Annotated in this window: 16 protein-coding genes; 13 read left to right on the plus strand and 3 right to left on the minus strand. The window is 62.8% G+C overall.

Going from position 1 to position 17,184, the window contains the following annotated elements:
- Window positions 1-88: 88 nt before the first annotated feature.
- The 3 genes from ygfZ to H3221_RS10175 all read left to right on the plus strand — a co-directional run bounded on the left by ygfZ (window position 89) and on the right by H3221_RS10175 (window position 2,808).
- On the plus strand, window positions 89-1,030 hold the full coding sequence (gene ygfZ / locus H3221_RS10165; protein ID WP_196475734.1) for a CAF17-like 4Fe-4S cluster assembly/insertion protein YgfZ: 942 nt from the start codon (window positions 89-91) through the stop codon (window positions 1,028-1,030).
- A gap of 46 nt (window positions 1,031-1,076) precedes the next feature.
- On the plus strand, window positions 1,077-1,913 hold the full coding sequence (locus H3221_RS10170) for an HDOD domain-containing protein (RefSeq protein WP_196475733.1): 837 nt from the start codon (window positions 1,077-1,079) through the stop codon (window positions 1,911-1,913).
- 139 nt (window positions 1,914-2,052) lie between these two features.
- A complete protein-coding gene (locus H3221_RS10175; protein WP_196475732.1) occupies window positions 2,053-2,808 on the plus strand; it encodes a substrate-binding periplasmic protein in 756 nt (251 codons plus the stop codon).
- Here the strand turns inward: H3221_RS10175 and H3221_RS10180 are convergent.
- Window positions 2,791-4,188 carry a sensor histidine kinase gene (locus H3221_RS10180; protein WP_196475731.1) on the minus strand — a complete coding sequence of 466 codons (1,398 nt, stop codon included), beginning with the start codon at window positions 4,186-4,188 and terminating at the stop codon, window positions 2,791-2,793. The two genes, H3221_RS10175 and H3221_RS10180, sit on opposite strands and share 18 nt — an antisense overlap.
- Window positions 4,185-4,856, minus strand: a complete 672-nt coding sequence (locus H3221_RS10185) for a response regulator (RefSeq protein WP_196475778.1) — start codon at window positions 4,854-4,856, stop codon at window positions 4,185-4,187. Before H3221_RS10185 ends, H3221_RS10180 begins: the two co-directional genes overlap by 4 nt.
- A gap of 224 nt (window positions 4,857-5,080) precedes the next feature.
- Here H3221_RS10185 and H3221_RS10190 point away from each other — a divergent pair, with 224 nt between their 5' ends.
- From H3221_RS10190 to H3221_RS10230, 9 genes are all read left to right on the plus strand, one after another.
- Entirely contained in the window at window positions 5,081-6,346 is a 1,266-nt protein-coding gene (locus H3221_RS10190; RefSeq protein ID WP_039964498.1) for an OprD family porin, read from the plus strand.
- A gap of 29 nt (window positions 6,347-6,375) precedes the next feature.
- On the plus strand, window positions 6,376-7,356 hold the full coding sequence (locus H3221_RS10195; RefSeq protein WP_004423862.1) for a Bug family tripartite tricarboxylate transporter substrate binding protein: 981 nt from the start codon (window positions 6,376-6,378) through the stop codon (window positions 7,354-7,356).
- A 91-nt stretch (window positions 7,357-7,447) separates the two neighbouring features.
- Complete coding sequence (locus tag H3221_RS10200) at window positions 7,448-7,891, plus strand: tripartite tricarboxylate transporter TctB family protein (RefSeq protein ID WP_004423860.1); 444 nt, start codon at window positions 7,448-7,450, stop codon at window positions 7,889-7,891.
- Between the two features lies 1 nt (window position 7,892).
- Window positions 7,893-9,413, plus strand: coding sequence for a tripartite tricarboxylate transporter permease (locus tag H3221_RS10205; protein WP_196475730.1), 1,521 nt, complete (start codon window positions 7,893-7,895; stop codon window positions 9,411-9,413).
- On the plus strand, window positions 9,397-10,419 hold the full coding sequence (locus tag H3221_RS10210) for an AbrB family transcriptional regulator (protein ID WP_196475729.1): 1,023 nt from the start codon (window positions 9,397-9,399) through the stop codon (window positions 10,417-10,419). Before H3221_RS10205 ends, H3221_RS10210 begins: the two co-directional genes overlap by 17 nt.
- A gap of 103 nt (window positions 10,420-10,522) precedes the next feature.
- On the plus strand, window positions 10,523-11,458 hold the full coding sequence (locus H3221_RS10215; RefSeq protein WP_196475728.1) for a LysR family transcriptional regulator: 936 nt from the start codon (window positions 10,523-10,525) through the stop codon (window positions 11,456-11,458).
- Window positions 11,459-11,591: 133 nt separating this feature from the next.
- The gene (gene tcuA / locus H3221_RS10220) at window positions 11,592-13,046 is read left to right on the plus strand and encodes an FAD-dependent tricarballylate dehydrogenase TcuA (protein WP_196475727.1); all 1,455 of its coding nucleotides are present in this window, start codon (window positions 11,592-11,594) and stop codon (window positions 13,044-13,046) included.
- The gene (gene tcuB / locus H3221_RS10225) at window positions 13,033-14,217 is read left to right on the plus strand and encodes a tricarballylate utilization 4Fe-4S protein TcuB (RefSeq protein WP_318011450.1); all 1,185 of its coding nucleotides are present in this window, start codon (window positions 13,033-13,035) and stop codon (window positions 14,215-14,217) included. The genes tcuA and tcuB overlap by 14 nt, the downstream gene beginning before the upstream one ends.
- 104 nt (window positions 14,218-14,321) lie before the next feature.
- Window positions 14,322-15,296, plus strand: a complete 975-nt coding sequence (locus H3221_RS10230) for a Bug family tripartite tricarboxylate transporter substrate binding protein (RefSeq protein WP_196475725.1) — start codon at window positions 14,322-14,324, stop codon at window positions 15,294-15,296.
- Window positions 15,297-15,364: 68 nt separating this feature from the next.
- On the opposite strand, the gene H3221_RS10235 is transcribed toward H3221_RS10230, so the two are convergent.
- Window positions 15,365-16,246, minus strand: a complete 882-nt coding sequence (locus H3221_RS10235) for a pseudouridine synthase (protein ID WP_196475724.1) — start codon at window positions 16,244-16,246, stop codon at window positions 15,365-15,367.
- A gap of 255 nt (window positions 16,247-16,501) precedes the next feature.
- Here H3221_RS10235 and H3221_RS10240 point away from each other — a divergent pair, with 255 nt between their 5' ends.
- Window positions 16,502-17,173 carry a COG3650 family protein gene (locus H3221_RS10240; protein ID WP_196475723.1) on the plus strand — a complete coding sequence of 224 codons (672 nt, stop codon included), beginning with the start codon at window positions 16,502-16,504 and terminating at the stop codon, window positions 17,171-17,173.
- Window positions 17,174-17,184: the final 11 nt, after the last annotated feature.

A 17,184-nucleotide genomic window follows, 5' to 3' on the forward strand; every position in this document is an offset into this window, starting at 1 on the left:
CGAGACGCTGCGCAATTGCGCTGACAAGGCCCCTCCCCGCCCACTATGATGAGGGCCCTGACCTTTATTCAGTGATTCGATTTGCACCATGGCCGATAGCGCTTACTTCACACTCCTCGATCACGAAGGCCTGCTCGCAGTACGCGGCGCGGACGCAGCCAAGTTCCTGCAGGGCCAAGTGACCTGCAATCTCAATTACCTCAGTGCCAGCCAGTCCAGCCTTGGCGCCCGATGCACGCCCAAGGGCCGCATGCTGTCGAGCTTTCGCATCGTCCCGGTGGAAGACGGCTACCTGCTGGCCATGGCGCGCGAGCTGATCGAGTCGCAGCAGGCCGATCTGCAGAAATATGCAGTGTTCTCCAAATCCAGGCTCAGCGACGAAAGCGCCGCCTGGGTCCGCTTTGGTCTGGCGGGCGCCGATGCCGTGCTGAGCGAGCTCGATCTGCAGTTGGGCACCGCCAGTGATTCCATGGCCAGCGCCGGCCAACTGCTCGCCATACGCCTGAGCGATGGCCGCGCCGAACTCTGGGCGCCAGCAGAGGACGCGCAAAAGCTGCAAGCCCGCCTGGCCGCCCAGCTGCCGCAGGCGCCACTGAACGACTGGTTACTGGCCCAGGTACGGGCGGGCGTGGGCCAGGTGTTCGGCGCCACACGTGAGCTGTTCATCCCGCAGATGATCAACCTGCAAGCCCTGGGCGGTGTGAGCTTCAAGAAAGGCTGCTACACCGGCCAGGAAATCGTCGCGCGCATGCAGTACCTGGGCAAGCTCAAGCGCCGCCTGCAGCGCCTGCGTCTGGTCACTGCAGAGCTACCGGCGGTCGGCGTTGAATTGTTCTCACCGGTACATGGCTCCAGCGTTGGCGAAGTGGTGCTGGCAGCCCAAGCCGGCGACGCCGTCGAGCTGCTCGCCGTGTTGCAGGAAGACGCCGTGCACGACGGCCGCATTCATCTCGGCAGCAGTGAAGGCCCGACACTGACCCTGCTCGATCTGCCTTATCAGCTGGACGCCAATCTGGAAATCCAGCGCTGACTAAACTTCCCCGGCACCGTATCGGATTGCCTAAGAGAGCCATTTCATGAGCAAGCTTGCCGAAAAAGTCCAACAGGAATTGATCCACGCCATCGAGAACGATGAGCTGGTGCTGCCCACCCTGCCCGAGGTGGCATTGCGTGTGCGTGAAGCAGCGGAAGACCCGGATATCGGCATCCCGCAGATCAGCAAGGTAATCGGTAACGACGCTGCCCTCACCGCGCGCATCATCAAGGTGGTCAACAGCCCGCTGCTACGCAGCAACAAGGAAATCACCGACCTGCAGATGGCCGTCAGCCGCCTGGGCATCAACTACACCTGCAACCTGGCCACAGGCCTGGCCATGGAGCAGATGTTCCAGGCCACCAGCGACGTGGTCGATCGCAAGATGCGCGAGGTATGGAATAAAAGCACCGAGATCGCCGGTATCTGTCACGTGCTGTGCCGTCACTACACCCGCCTGATGCCGGACCAGGCCACGCTCGCTGGCCTGGTGCACCAGATCGGTGTGCTGCCGATCCTCACCTACGCCGAAGAGCACAACGAACTGCTGGCCGACTCAATCAGCCTCAACCACGTGATCGAGCAGATTCACCCGATCATCGGCGACAAGATCCTGCGCACCTGGGAGTTCCCCGAGCCTATCGCCATCGTGCCGAGCCAGTACCTGGACTTCACGCGCGACTCGGCCAAGGTCGATTACGTCGATATCGTCCAGGTCGCCACGCTGCAGAGCTACCTGGGCAGCGAGCACCCCTACACCCAGTTGGACTGGAGCAAGGTGCCGGCGTTCACCAAGCTCGGCCTTGACCCGCAGGTCGACATGCAGGCCGACGAAGACCTCTCCGCCGCCATGGAAGCGGCCATGAGCATGCTGCAATAAAAGTATCTCGCCACGGATGGCAAAAAATTGTCGGGAGCAATTTTTGACGTCGCTGCGCGACGGCCCGAAGGGTGATCTACAGGGATGTAGATCACAAAATGCCTCTACACTCGAACGATTCGCTCAAGGAAGTAGAGCCATGCGTTACGCATTCGTCCTGCTCGTCCTGTTGCTCGGCTGCGCCCAGGCTGCCGAACAGGTACGTCTGACCAACGGCGAATGGCCGCCCTATCTCGGTGAAACCCTACCCTACCATGGCGTGGCCTCACGCATCGTCGCCGAGGCGTTCGCGCTGCAGGGCGTCGAAGTGCAGTGGGAATTTCACCCCTGGGCACGCTCGCTGAAAATGGCCGAACAGGGCCGGCGCGACGGCAGCGCCGTCTGGCTTGCCAACCCCGAACGTGAACAGCGCTTTCACATCAGCGAACCGGTGGTCGAAAGCGGCTACTACCTGTTTCATCGCAAGAACCATGCGTTTGACTGGAACGATGTCGAGGATCTGCGCGGCCTGCGCATTGCCGGCACTCGTGGCTATGACTATGGCGAAGCCTTTGAACGCGCCGAAGCCGCCGGTGAACTCGAGGTGGCGCGCCTGACCGGTGATGAACAGGGCTTGCGTCAGTTGCTGGCCGGAAAGGTCGATCTGTTTCCTGTGGACAAGGTGGTGGGCTTCGACCTGCTCTATCAGAAATTCAGCGCCGTCGAACGCCAGCGCCTGAGCTTTCATCGCAAGCCCCTGCGCAGCGACAGCCTGCATCTGCTGCTGTCGCGAGAGGTACCGGGCAATGCCGACCTGATGCAGCGCTTCAATCGTGGCCTGAATCAATTGCGCGACAGCGGCAAGGTTTCCCAGTACCTGCTGGAGATCGAGCAGCCGCTAAGCCTCAGCCACTGATAGCGGAAATTCGACACGCACGCGCAGGCCATGCGGGTGCGCCTGATGCAGGCTGATTCGAGCCTGATGGGCGCGGCAGATTTCGCCTACGATGGCCAGTCCCAGGCCTGCACCATTACCCAGGCTGCTGCGCCGGTAAAAACGCTCGAAGACTTTCTCATGCTCGGCCTCGGGAATGCCCGGACCGTCATCCTCGACCTCCAGCACCACCGGCGCCAGTACGCGGATGATCAGGTTGCCACCGGCTGGCGTATGCGCCAGCGCGTTATCCAGCAGGTTGTTCAGCAACTCGTTGAGCAACGTGGGCTCGCCATCTATCCACACCGGCTGATCGGCCTCCAGCGCCAGTGCGACACCACGGGCGTGAGCCAGTGGCGCCATGGCCAGGCCCAGCTCACGCGCCAGTTGGCTGAGGTCGATACGCTCGGCACCGCCTTCGGTAATGGCTCGCGCACCACTCTCGATACGCGCCAAGGACAGCAGTTGATTGGCCAGCGAAGTCAGACGGTCACCTTGCTGCGCCACCTGCTCAAGAGTGCTGCGCCATTCTTCTGGCTGTTCGGCACGCAAGCCCAAGGTAATACGCGCCTTCAGCGCGGCCAGCGGCGTGCGCAACTCATGGGCGGCATCAGCTATGAACTGCGACTGCCGCTCGAACAGGCTTCGCAAGCGCTCGTTGAACTGGTTCAACGCCTCTACCAGCGGTAACACCTCGCGCGGCAGACCACTGTCCGACAGCGGCTGCAGGTCGTCGCTGGCCCTTTCGGCCACCTCCCGGCGCAGCGCCTCCAGCGGTCGCAAGGCCAGGTTCACAGCCAACCAAACCAGCAGCAGCGCACTGACTGAGAGCAACCCCATGCGCCACAGGGTGCCTATCAGCAGCTCACGGGCCATGCGCTCGCGCGCGCCCTGTGTCTCTGCCACACGGATCTCAGCGATGCCATTGAGCTGCGGCTCGCTGACCGGCTGCAGCAGGCTGACAACACGCACGCCCTGACTGCGGTACTCGGCGTCGTAGAAGTGCGCCAGCGCCGGATAATCGTCAGTTCGCGGCGTACCCGGCGGCGCGGGTGGTAGGTCCTCATAACCCGAGACCTGATTACCCTGCAAGTCGAGCACCTGGTAGTAGATGCGCCCGGCGCTGTCGTAGGCGAAGGTATCCAGTGCCACATAAGGAATATTGGCATGCAAGCGGCCATCATCGGCATACAGACCATCGGCCACCGCGCGCGCCGATGCCAGCAACGTGCGGTCATAGGCGGTATCGGCTGCACTTCTTGCATTCCAGTAGGCACTGAAACTGCTCAGCAGCAGGATCAGCGACAGCAGCAGCGCCAAGCGCCGCAGCAGGCGCCCACGCAAACTGACGCCCCGACTCATGCCTCGACCGCTTCCAGCAAGTAGCCAAGGCCACGGAAGGTGACGATGCGCACGGCGCTGCCCTCGAGCTTCTTGCGCAGACGGTGAATGTAGATTTCGATGGCATCCGGGCTGGCCTCCTCGTCCAGACCGAACACCTGCGCCGCCAGTTGCTCCTTGCTCATCACTCTGCCCGGCCTGGCAATCATCGCCTCCAGCACCGCCTGTTCCCGAGCTGTCAGGCTGAGCGCCTCGCCATCGAGGCTGAAACGACGCGCACCGAGGTCGTAGACCAGGTCGCCACAGCGCTGCAGCTGCTCGCCACCGAGCATGCTGCGCCGTAGCAGTGCCTTGACCCGCGCTTCGAGCTCGGCCAGTTCGAAGGGTTTGGCCAGGTAGTCATCGGCGCCGAGATTGAGGCCATGTACACGATCCTTGACCTCGCCACGCGCAGTCAGCATCAGTACCGGCAACGTCTGGCCGCGGTCACGCAGGCGCGCCAACACGGCAAAGCCGTCCAGACGAGGCAACCCGATGTCGAGAATCGCCAGCGCGTACTCTTCGCTGCACAACGCATGGTCAGCCGCGACGCCATCGTGCAGCACATCCACCGTCCAGCCTGCACCGTTGAGCGCCTGGGCCACGCTTTCCGCCAATTGCGGATGGTCTTCGACCAGCAGAATCCGCACCGCCACCTCCGACTTCAGCATCGTTAAAGGCGCGCAGTTTAGCGCCGTCACGACTGCTGTGAATTGCTGAAATGCAACGACAAAGAATCATGAAAATCTTTCGTTCATGAAAGCCTAGTGAAAGCTTGCCCTAATAGCATCGCTTCAAGGTGGCTCGATCCACCTGCTCAAGTGACCTGGCAGTGGTGCCAGGTCGCGACAAGAACAAAAACGGAGACCACATGATGCTCGCAGCCTCACGCCAGGCCCTGCCGCCTGTCCGCCTGCTCTGCCTGGCCATCGCCGCCACCGGCGCTGCCCCCCTCGCCAACGCCGCCTTCATCGAAGACAGCAGCGCCAGCCTCACCGCTACCAACATCTACCTGAACCGCGACTTCCGCCAGTTCGACGGCCAGAACAAGCGTGAAGAATGGGGCCAGGGCTTTCGCCTTGACCTGCAGTCCGGCTTCACCGAAGGCACCGTCGGTTTCGGTGTCGACGCCATGGGTCTGCTCGGCCTCAAGCTCGACTCCGGTCGCGGCCGCACCGGCACCGACCTGCTCCCCGTCCACGACGATGGCCGCTCTGCCGACGAATTCAGCCGCCTGGGCCTGACGGGCAAGGTCAAGGTCTCTGCCACCGAACTGCGCTACGGCTCGCACGTGCCGGAACTGCCGGTGGTCAAGGCCAGTGACAGCCGCCTGCTGCCGCAGGTATTCGAAGGCGGCCTGCTGACCTCCTCCGAGCTGGAAGGCCTGACCTTCACCGGCGGTCGTCTGGACAAGGTCATAGACCGCGCTTCGACCAACTCCGAAGAGATGGTGCTCAACGCCAAGAACCGCCGCTTCGCCTCCGGCGTCGAAGCCGACCACCTGGACCTCGCCGGCGTCGACTACAAGTTCGCTCCCGGTTTCACCGGCCGTTACTACTTTGCCGATCTGGATGACATCTATCGCCAGCATTTCTTCGGCCTGCTGAGCAGCCACAAGGTCGGTGCCGGCACCCTGAGCAGCGACGTGCGTTATATCGTCAGCCGTGACAGCGGCGCAGCCAACGCCGGCAAGGTCGACAATCAGGCCTTCAACGCCATGGTCAGCTACGGCCTGGGTAGCCACAAGTTCGGCCTGGGCTTCCAGGATATGAACGGCGACACCGGCTTTGCCTACATCGATGGCAGCGATCCGTTTTTGGTCAACTTCGTGCAGATCAACGATTTCGCCAACGCCGACGAGCGCTCCTGGCAGGCCCGCTACGATTACAACTTCGCCAGCATCGGCGTGCCCGGCCTGACCTTCATGACCCGCTACATCCGTGGCGATGACGCCCGTGTGGCCGGCTCCGATGACCGTGGCGGCGAATGGGAACGCGACATCGAGTTCAAGTACGTGGTGCAGACCGGCCCACTCAAGGACCTCTACGTACGTGTGCGCAACGCCAGTTTCCGCTCTGACTTCGCCCGCGACGCGGACGAGAACCGTGTCATCGTCGGCTACACCCTGCCGATCTGGTAAACAACAAGACTCGCGAGGAATCATCCATCATGAAATCTGCCCTGACCCGCGCCGCACTGGCGACTGCCTGCCTGGCCTTTGCCAGTCAACTGCTGGCTGCCGAACCCAAGCGCCCCGAATGCATCGCCCCGGCCAAGCCCGGTGGTGGCTTCGACCTGACCTGCAAGCTGGCGCAAAGTGGCCTCAAGGATGAAGGTCTGCTCAAGGCGCCGATGCGCGTCACCTACATGCCGGGCGGCGTCGGCGCCGTGGCCTATAACGCCGTGGTCGCCCAGCGCGCCAAGGACCCAGGCACCATCACTGCCTTCTCCTCGGGCTCGCTGCTGAACCTGGCCCAGGGCAAGTTCGGTCGTTATGACGAGAACGCCGTACGCTGGCTGGCCGCCGTCGGTACCGACTACGGCGCAATCACCGTACGCGACGACTCTCCCTACAAGAACCTCGATGACCTGGTCCAGGCTCTGAAAAAAGACCCATCCAGCATCGTTTTCGGCGCCGGCGCCACCATCGGTGGGCAGGACTGGATGCAGACCGCGCTGATCGCCCGCCTGGCCGGGATCGACCCGAAAAACCTGCGTTATGTCGCCTTCGAAGGCGGCGGCGAGACTCTCACCGCGATGCTTGGCGGCCACGTGCAGGTCACCAGTAGCGGCCTCGGTGAAGTCACCCCGCAGCTGGAAGCGAAAAAAGTGCGCATTCTCGCGGTACTCTCCGATGAACGCCTGCCGGGCAAGCTGGCCGAAATCCCGACTGCCAAGGAGCAGGGCTACGATATCACCTGGCCAGTGATCCGTGGCTTCTACATGGGCCCGGAAGTCAGCGATGAGCAGTTCGACTGGTGGAAGCAGCAATTCGACACCCTGCTGGCCAGTGAAGACTTCGCCAAGCTGCGTGAACAACGCGATCTGCTGCCGCTGTCGGTGACCGGTGATGAACTCAAGACCCTGGTGTTCAAGCAGGTCGCTGAGTACAAGACCCTGGCCGGTGAATTTGGCCTGATGCAGGAATAAGTGCATTAGCGGGTTCGGCGTCGCCCGCTGCCGAGCCCGCAATTGAACTGCACTGCAGTTCGATCCTGTCCCTACGCAAGAGATCATTGCTATGTACGTTCGCCTGTTCGCTGCGATCTGGCTGCTGTTGTGCGCCTGCCTCGCAGTCGTCGCCTGGGGCTTCCAGGCTCCCTTCGCCTATGACCCGGTTGGTCCTCGTGCCTATCCCTTGTTACTGCTGGCACTGATGGGCGCTGGTGCTGCCTGGTTGGTGTTCAAGCCAGGCGCGGACACCGAGAAACTCACCCGCCAGGCACTGCTACGCAGCGGCCTGTGCATCCTCACGCTGCTGGCCTACGCCCTGCTCTTCGAGCCCCTGGGCTTCGTCCTCAGCACTGCACTGGCCACCTTCGTCCTGGGCTTGCTGTTCACGGGTCGTGCGCTGCCGTGCCTGATTAGCGGCGTCCTGATGGGCGTGCTGCTGTATGCCTTGTTCGATTACGCGCTAGACGTTCCGCTGCCACTGGGCGTGTTCGAAGCGTTGGTGGAGAGCTGAGATGGAAACTTTACATTTTCTGATGCAGGGCTTTGACGTCGCCACCCGGCCGACCAACCTGCTGGTTGCCCTGTTCGGTGCCTTCGTTGGCACCATCGTCGGCCTGTTACCAGGCCTGGGCCCGATCAACGGCGTCGCCCTGCTGCTGCCGCTGGCCTTCGCCCTTGGCCTGCCGCCGGAAACCGCACTGATTCTGCTCGCTGCCGTATACCTGGGCTGCGAGTACGGCGGACGTATTTCCGCCATCCTGCTCAACGTTCCCGGCGACGCAGCCGCCGTGATGACCACTCTCGACGGCTACCCGCTGGCACGTCAGGGCAAGGCGGGTATCGCCCTGTCACTGTCTGCAGTCAGCTCCTTCACCGGCAGCATGATCGCCACCTGCGGCGTGGTGCTGTTCGCGCCTATTCTGGCGAAATGGGCGGTGGCATTCGGTCCGGCCGAGTACTTCGTGCTGATGATCTTCGCGATTGCCTGCCTCGGCGGCATGGTCGGCGACAAGCCGGTCAAGACCCTGCTCTCGGCGCTGATCGGCCTGGCCCTGGCCACGGTCGGGGTGGACTCCACCACAGGGGTCTACCGCTTCACCTTCGACAGCGTCAGTCTGTCCGACGGCATCCAGTTCGTCATCGTGGTGATCGGCTTCTTCAGTGTCAGCGAGATTCTGCTGATGCTGGAAAACACCCACAACGGCCAGAAGGCGGTGAAAGCCAGCGGTCGTGTGCTGTTCAACTTCAAGGAATACTGCTTCACCTTCTGGACCATGATTCGCAGCTCGGTCGCCGGTTTCGTCATTGGCGTACTGCCGGGTGCCGGTGCGACCATCGCCAGCGCCATGACCTATATGACCGAAAAGCGCCTGGCTGGTGACACCGGCAAGTTCGGAGACGGTGATCTGCGCGGCGTTGCTGCACCTGAGTCGGCCAACAACGCCTCGGCCTGCGGCTCGCTGATCCCGATGTTGACCCTTGGCGTACCGGGTTCGGGCACCACAGCGGTGATGATCGGCGCACTGACGCTGTACAACATCACCCCCGGCCCGTTGCTGTTCGAGCAACAGCCAGACGTGGTCTGGGGCCTGATCGCCTCGCTGTTCATCGGTAACATCATTCTGCTGGTGATGAACATCCCGCTGGTCGGCCTGTTCTCGCGCATGCTCAGCGTGCCGAACTGGGTGCTGGTACCTGCGATCACCGTGATCAGCATGGTCGGCGTCTATGCGGTGCACAGCACCACCTTCGACCTGGTGCTGATGATCGGTCTGGGTGTGTTCGGCTATATCCTGCGCAAGTTGGACTTCCCGCTCTCGGCGGTGATCCTCGGCTTCGTGCTGGGTGAAATGATGGAGGACAACCTGCGTCGCGCCCTGTCGATCTCCGCGGGTGAGCTGAGCATCCTCTGGGGCAGCCCGATCACTCTGGTGCTGTGGTCGCTTGTCGTGCTGATGCTGGCCCTGCCGGGCATCCGCTGGATGCGTCGACGCAAGCAGATCAAGGCCCAGGCTGATGCCTCTGCCGCGTGACCTCTGGGTAACACCGCTGGCCGGAGCGGTCGGCGGTTACCTGGCCAGCCTCGCCGGCTGGCCTTTGCCGTGGATGGTCGGATCCTTGCTGGCGGTAATCGTCGTGCGCTGCCTGACCAATCGCGCCTTCAGTGAACTGCCGGGCGGGCGCAAGGCCGGCCAATGGCTGGTGGCCAGCGGCATCGGCCTGCACTTCACCAGCGACGTGCTGGAACAGGTGCTCAGCCACCTGCCCGTGATCGTGATGGGCGCCTTCGGCACGCTGCTTCTGAGCCTGATCGGCATCGCCATCCTGCGCCGTGCCGGCGTCGACCGCGCTACCGCTTTCTTCGCCAGCATGCCTGGCGGTGCCAGCGAGATGGTCAACCTGGCGCTGCGTCACGATGCCCAACCCGCGCGCGTGGCGGCGGCGCACAGCCTGCGTCTGCTGCTGGTGGTGCTGCTGATCCCGGCATTGTTTACCTGGGGCCTGCCCGCCGTCAGCGCCCCGACTCGCGCGCCGGTGGACTGGACCTGGCTGATCGGCTTGCTCGCGGCCGGCGCGGTGCTGGCGATGCTCTGGGGCCGCCTGAAACAACCCAACCCCTGGATGCTCGGCCCACTGACTGCCTGCGCCTTAGCCAGCGCCAGTTTCGATCTGCATCTGGGCCTGCCGCAAGGCCTCGGCCAGCTCGGCCAGTGGCTGATTGGTTGCGCCCTGGGCTGTCACTTCGACCGTGCCTTCTTCCGCAGCGCGCCGGGTTTTCTCGCCCGTGTGCTGGCCTTCACCCTGCTGGCGATGCTCGCCGCTGCCGTGCTCGGCGAGGTGCTCGGCTGGCTGGCCGGCGAAGACCACCTGTCACTGATGCTGGGCATGATGCCAGGCGGCATTACCGAGCTGTGCCTGACCGCCGAAGCCTTGCAGCTATCGGTTGCGCTGGTCACTGCATTGCAGGTGCTACGGCTGTTTCTGGTGATGTTCCTTGCAGAACCCTTATTCAAGCTCTGGTGCAAGCGCCACACCTAGCCCGCCTTATGCGGGCTTTTTTTATCCTTGCGATCCAGCAGGTCCTTTTCTTCTTCAGCCAGGTCACAATTCTCGACAGGCCCCCACCGATGACGGACAGACGATGGAACTGAGACAACTGCGCTACTTTCTCAAGGTCGTCGAGCATGGCAGCCTCGGCCGTGCGGCTCTGGAGCTGAACGTGGGAACCTCGGCTCTGAGCCAGCAGATCAGCAAGCTGGAGAACGAACTCAGCACCCGGCTGCTGACGCGCAGCAGCACCGGCGTGTCCCCCACGCCCGCCGGCATAGCGTTCCAGCATCACGCCCAGCTCACCCTGCGCCAGGCGGAAAACGCCGCTCAGGCCGCGCAAAGAGAACGCATGAGCGGTTACGTGAGCCTGGGCTTCGCACCCAGCACCTCCTCCGTGCTTGCCCTGCCCCTGATCGCGGTGATGCGTCAACGCTACCCGAACATCCAGTTGCATCTGGTAGAGATGCTGTCCGGCTATCTGACCAGCCAGCTGTATGCCCGCCAGCTCGACCTGGCGATCCTCTTTCACAGCGACCCGGGCAGGCGTTGCCGCGTCAGACCGCTGCTCGATGAGAAGCTGTTTCTGATCTCGGCCGCCAACCTGCACGGCGTACCTGCAGGAGAAAACGTCAGGCTCGAGCAACTGACACAGGTGCCGCTGGTGCTGCCCAGCGGGCAGCACGGGCTGCGCAGCACCATCAACAATGCCTTCGCCCAGTCACGCTGCGAGCCCAACGTAGTGATGAATGTCGACGGCCTGGCGTTGCTGATGGATACGGTCAAGGCCGGTTACGCCGCAACCATCCAACCGGGTGCAGTGGCGGCCAGGGCCGGCGAGCAAGGGTTGAACGTGATGCAGATTGCCGATGCCCACGCGGGCCGACGAAATCTACTGGTGTCTCTACCGGACGATGAGCTGTCCCCGGCAGCACTGGCCGCTCGCGTCGCAATCCTGGATACGACCCGCGAACTGGTCGCCAGCGCTCGCTGGCCAGGCGCCCAGCTATTGGACGAACACGCTATCTGACGCGCCCCTGGGTGTTTAGAAATTCTGAATACCCCCCGGCATTCCTGGTCTTTCGAGCCCCACAAGCGCCTCTTAAAGTCCCCACCTACAGGGGAGCTATCAGCTAGTGCTCCTCTGAAAACGAGGAGACGAGATGATCGATGTTCTGGTTATAGGCGGTGGTAACGCAGCCTTGTGCGCAGCCCTGATGGCCCGTGAAGCAGGCGCCAGTGTGCTGCTGCTGGAGAGCGCTCCCCGCAAGTGGCGTGGTGGTAATTCCCAACACACCCGCAACTTGCGCTGCATGCATGAAGCCCCGCAGGACGTCCTCATCGACGCCTACCCCGAAGAAGAGTTCTGGCAAGACCTGCTCAAGGTCACCGGCGGGCAGACCGACGAGCACCTGGCGCGCCTGGTCATTCGCGCCTCATCGTCGTGTCGTGATTGGATGCGCAGCCACGGCGTGCACTTCCAGCCTCCTTTGTCAGGCGCCCTGCACGTTGCACGCACCAACGCCTTTTTCATGGGTGGCGGCAAAGCGCTGGTCAACGCCTACTACCGCAGCGCCGAACGCCTGGGGGTACAGGTCCGCTACGATGCGCCGGTCGACGACATCGAACTGGACGGCAACCGCTTCGTCGCAGCACACATTCCCGCGCGGCAGATCGATGGCAAACAGCATCCGGCCGAGCGCATCGAAGCGCGCACCTGCGTGCTGGCAGCCGGTGGCTTCGAGTCCAATCGTGAATGGCTGCGCGAAGCCTGGGGCGTCAACGAACGCGGTGAATGGCCGGCGGACAACTTCCTGATTCGCGGCACGCGCTTCAACAACGGCGTGCTGCTGCGCAAACTGATCGATGCCGGCGCCAACACCATTGGCGACCCGACCCAGGCGCACATGGTCGCGATCGACGCCCGCGCACCGCTCTACGACGGTGGCATCTGCACCCGCATCGACTGCGTATCGCTCGGCGTGGTGGTCAACTGCGAGGGTGAACGCTTCTACGACGAGGGCGAGGACTTCTGGCCCAAGCGCTACGCCATCTGGGGGCGACTGGTCGCACAGCAACCCCGGCAGACAGGCTTCTCGATCATCGATCAGAAGGCCATCGGGCGTTTCATGCCGCCGGTATTTCCCGGTACCACGGCCAACAGCCTGGAAGAGCTCGCCGGCAAACTCGGCCTACCGCTCGAAACCTTCGTGAAGACTCTGCACGCCTACAACAGCGCCTGCGTGGGCGGCGACTTCGACCATACCAGCCTCGACGGCTGCCGCACCGAAGGCGTGACGCCGGCCAAGACCAACTGGGCACGCCCCATCGATACCCCGCCCTTCTATGGCTACCCGCTCAGGCCGGGAGTGACCTTCACCTACCTAGGCCTTAAGACCAACGATACGGCCGCCGTCCACTTCGCCGACAAGCCCAGCGCGAACCTGTTCGTCGCCGGGGAAATGATGGCAGGCAACGTCCTCGGCAAGGGCTATACGGCCGGCGTCGGCATGTCCATCGGTACGGCCTTCGGTCGCATCGCTGGTACTCAGGCTGCCGCAGCAGCCGGTCATGGCACCACCACAACAAGCGCTGGAGAGTCCCGTGCAATCGCCTGAAATCTTACAAGCCACCTCTCCAAGCCAAAGCGCAGCACAGCAAGACCTGATTCCCCTGTTGAACGTGCATGAAGCCGAAGTCGATCGGCAGATGCATATCTGCAACGCCTGCCGTTACTGCGAAGGGTTCTGTGCCGTCTTCCCGGCCATGACCCGCCGCTTGGACTTCGCCAAGGCCGACGTGCATTACCTGGCCAACCTCTGCCATAACTGCGGCGCCTGCCTGCATGCTTGCCAGTACGCCGCGCCGCATGAGTTCGCCGTGAACGTGCCGCAAGCCATGGCCAAGGTTCGTCTCAATACCTATGTCGAGTACGCCTGGCCAGGCAGGCTCGGCAAACTCTACGAACGTAACGGCCTGACCCTGTCGCTCGCCCTGGCAGCCTCGCTGGCACTGTTCCTGCTGTTGACCCTGCTGGTCAAAGGCACGCTGTTTCCCGGACCGCTGGCCGGTAACTTCTACGCGATATTCCCGCACAACACGCTGGCGCTGATGTTCGGCGGCGCCTTCGGTTTCGCCATCCTGGCGTTGGCCATCGGTGTCACCCGCTTCTGGCGGGCGATCAGCCCCGCCGATGCACAAGCGCTGGCCAGCGGAGCCGCCATTGCGGAAGCCTCCGGGGCGGTACTAAAGCTCAAGTACCTCGACGGTGGTCATGGCGAAGGCTGCAACAACGAGAGTGACCGTTTCACGCTCTGGCGTCGTCGCTTCCACCACTTCACCTTCTACGGCTTCATGCTGTGCCTCGCCTCCACCAGCGTGGCCACGCTTTACCACTATCTGCTCGGTCTGCAGGCGCCCTATCCGCTGCTCAGCCTGCCGGTGGTGCTCGGCACACTGGGTGGTATTGGTCTGCTGATCGGGCCTGCGGGGCTGCTGTGTCTCAACTATCGCCGTGACCCGGAGCATGGTGATCGTGCCCAGGCCCCCATGGATCGTGGCTTCATCGTACTGCTTTTCTTGATCAGCCTGACCGGCCTGGCCTTGCTGGCCTGGCGCGATAGCGGCGCGATGGCCCTACTACTGGCGGTCCACCTCGGCACGGTGATGGCGTTCTTCCTGACCATGCCTTACGGCAAGTTCGCCCACGGCATCTTCCGCAGCGCGGCGCTGCTCAAGCACGCAATCGAGAAACGCCAGCCGGACAACCTCAAGCTCGGCAGTGACTGAACCGCCCCAAAACAGGCGGGATGCACAGTGCGTCCCGCTCGTTGCAGTCGACGCCGCCAGCGGTGTCTCAGCCTGAACCACAATAAAACTCCACAGGAGAACACATGAACAATCGCCTCACCTACGTAGCGTTGCTGACCTCAGGCCTGCTTGCAGCCGGCATGGCACTTGCCGAACCCAAACGCCCCGAATGCATCGCACCGGCAAAGCCCGGCGGGGGCTTCGACATCACCTGCAAACTCGCGCAGGGCGGCCTGAAGGATGCCGGCCTGCTCAAGGCTCCGATGCGCGTCACCTATATGCCCGGCGGCATCGGTGCCGTCGCGTACAACGCGGTGGTCGCTTTACGCCCCAAAGCACCAGGCGTGATCACTGCCTGGTCAAGCGGCTCGCTATTGAATCTGGCGCAAGGCAAGTTTGGTCGCTACGACGAAAAAGCCGTTCGCTGGCTGGCCGCTATCGGCACGGATTACGGTGCCGTTATCGTTCATCGTGACTCCCCCCTCCAAACCTTCGATGAGCTGATTACACGACTCAAACAGGCACCTTCAGAGCTGGTGATAGGTGCAGGCGGCACCGTCGGTAGCCAGGATTGGATGCAGGCCGCACTGGTCGCACGCAGTGCCGGCATCAAGCCAGAGAAGCTGAGGTATGTAGCCTTCGAAGGAGGCGGCGAACCGATGACAGCCCTGTTCGGCGGACATGTTCAGGCGATCGTGAGCGGTTTCGGCGAGGCGACTGCGCAGCTCGATGCCGGCAATGTTCGTATTCTCGCGGTGCTGTCCGAAGAGCGGCTGCCCGGGAAGATGGCCAATATTCCCACGGCTAAGGAACAAGGTCATGACGTTGTCTGGCCTATCGTCAGAGGTTTTTACATGGGCCCTGAAGTCAGTGACGATGATTTCAAATGGTGGCAGGAACGCTTCGAAACGCTACTTGTTGATGACGGCTTCAACGCCAAGCGCGAGCAGTTCGATCTGCTGCCACTCTCGAAGACCGGGGCGGAGCTGGAACAGTTCGTCTATGAACAGGTAGCCGAGTACAGAAAACTGGCTGATGAATTCGGACTGATTCAGTAGCACCGATGCTGAAGCTTGGCCCGCCTTGTGCGGGCTTTTTTACGACCTCTTTCAGGTGCGCGCCCTTGCTACCACTGCAACTGCAGCTGACTGGAGAACTCGCGAGCCTGCCCACTGAGCGGGTCGACGAAGCGCAGGCCGCGCGCCAGCAGTTTGAGGGGGTTGTTGTAGTCATCCGGCTGATTGCGCGACTCCAGCAGTTGCGGATAGAAATCGTCGCCAACGATTGGCGCCCCGAGCCCGGCCAGGTGCACGCGCAGTTGATGCTTGCGTCCGGTCACCGGCGACAGCCCATAGCGCCACAGCTCTGCGCGTCGTTCCAGCACGTCGATGCGCGTTTCGCTGTTGGCTTCACCCTGCACCTCCTGCATACGGAAGAACGGCTCGCCCTCGACCATCCGCGACCGATGCAAGTAGGGAAACTGCAGCTGCGGCAAAGCCGGGGCGATGGCCTCGTAGTATTTTTCCACCGCACGCTGACGAAACAGCGCCTGGTAATGACTGCGACTGGCCGGATCGACCGAGAACAGCACCAGGCCGGCGGTCAGCCGATCTATGCGGTGGATCGGCACCAGATCGGGATTGCCGGTGCGCTTGATCAACCGAGCCAGCAGCGTCTGCTCGACGTATTCGCCGGCCGGCATCACCGGCAGAAAGTGCGGTTTGTCGGCGACCAGCAGGTGCTCGTCCTGCCAAAGCACTTGCTCCTCAAAAGGAATCGGCGTCTCGTTCGGCACTTCACGGAAGTAACGCACCTTGAGGCCAACCCGATAGGGATGCTCAGCGCCGATGGGCGTACCGTCAGCATCCAGCACCCGGCCGCGCGCCATACGTTGCAACCAAGTGGCGCGGTCGATGGCGGGAAAGTGATCGCACAGGCAATCAAGCACCGTCGCCCAGTTGCCCTGGGGCAGATGAAGGGTACTGGGGCGCATGGCGGGGCTGGGCATTGCAAAAGGTGCTCGACAGGTTATGAACGGGCGAATTAGGCCGTACTCGAGCGGCTCAGTCAAAGCCAGGGCATGCTGCAACAGCAGCCGAACAATGAAAGCCTGCGTGGTATGCCCCCTCATCCGGCGCTTCGCGTCACCTTCTCCCAGAGGGAGAAGGACAAAAGGGAGGACGTCGCTGCGCGACTTTCATGCTCACGGCTTGAGCCGAGGTCGCACTGTGGCTATGGTGGCCACTCGTATCTGGAGAGACCCATGTCCATCACTCGCTCCCTGCTTACCAGCGTCGCCCTGCTCCCACTTCTGGCGGCATGCCAGGTCTACACCGGCAAACCGGAAGGCCCGCCACCGGCAACCCGTCTGCAAGGGCAGGTACAGGTCGAAAATGGCCAGTTGGTCTTCACCCCTTGCCAGGAGCAGCGCCGTTTCGTGCTGATCGATGGCGACGGTACAGGCATCGAGCGCGAAGCCATGCAGCTCGGTAGCGATGGCCAGGCCAGCCTGTTCGCCGATCTGGCCGGTCGCCTGGGCGGCAGCCAGGGCAAAGGCAACGATGGTCGCTTCGAGGTCAGCCAGATCTATCGCCTGCAGGGCGAAGGGCATGGCTGCGACGACCTCAACTTCAAACGCCTGACCCTGCGTGCCAGCGGCAACGAACCGTTCTGGCAACTGGAAGTCGGCAGCAAGGGCTTGGTGCTAAACCGCCCCAGGCACGAGCCGCTAGCCCTGCCTTACCTGGAAGAACAGCTGCCGGATGGCCGCCTGAACTTCAGCAGTGAAGCCAACGGCCAGCGTCTGGATCTGTGGGTGGCACCGCAGCGCTGCGTCGACGGCATGAGCGGCGCAGTCAACCACCTCAGCGCCGAACTGCGCCTCGATGGCCAGGTGCTGCGTGGCTGCGCCCATTTCGGTGCCATGCGTAATTGACCATCAGTCGT

The organism is Pseudomonas chaetocerotis (assembly GCF_015712105.2).
Taxonomy (GTDB): Bacteria; Pseudomonadota; Gammaproteobacteria; order Pseudomonadales; family Pseudomonadaceae; genus Aquipseudomonas; species Aquipseudomonas chaetocerotis.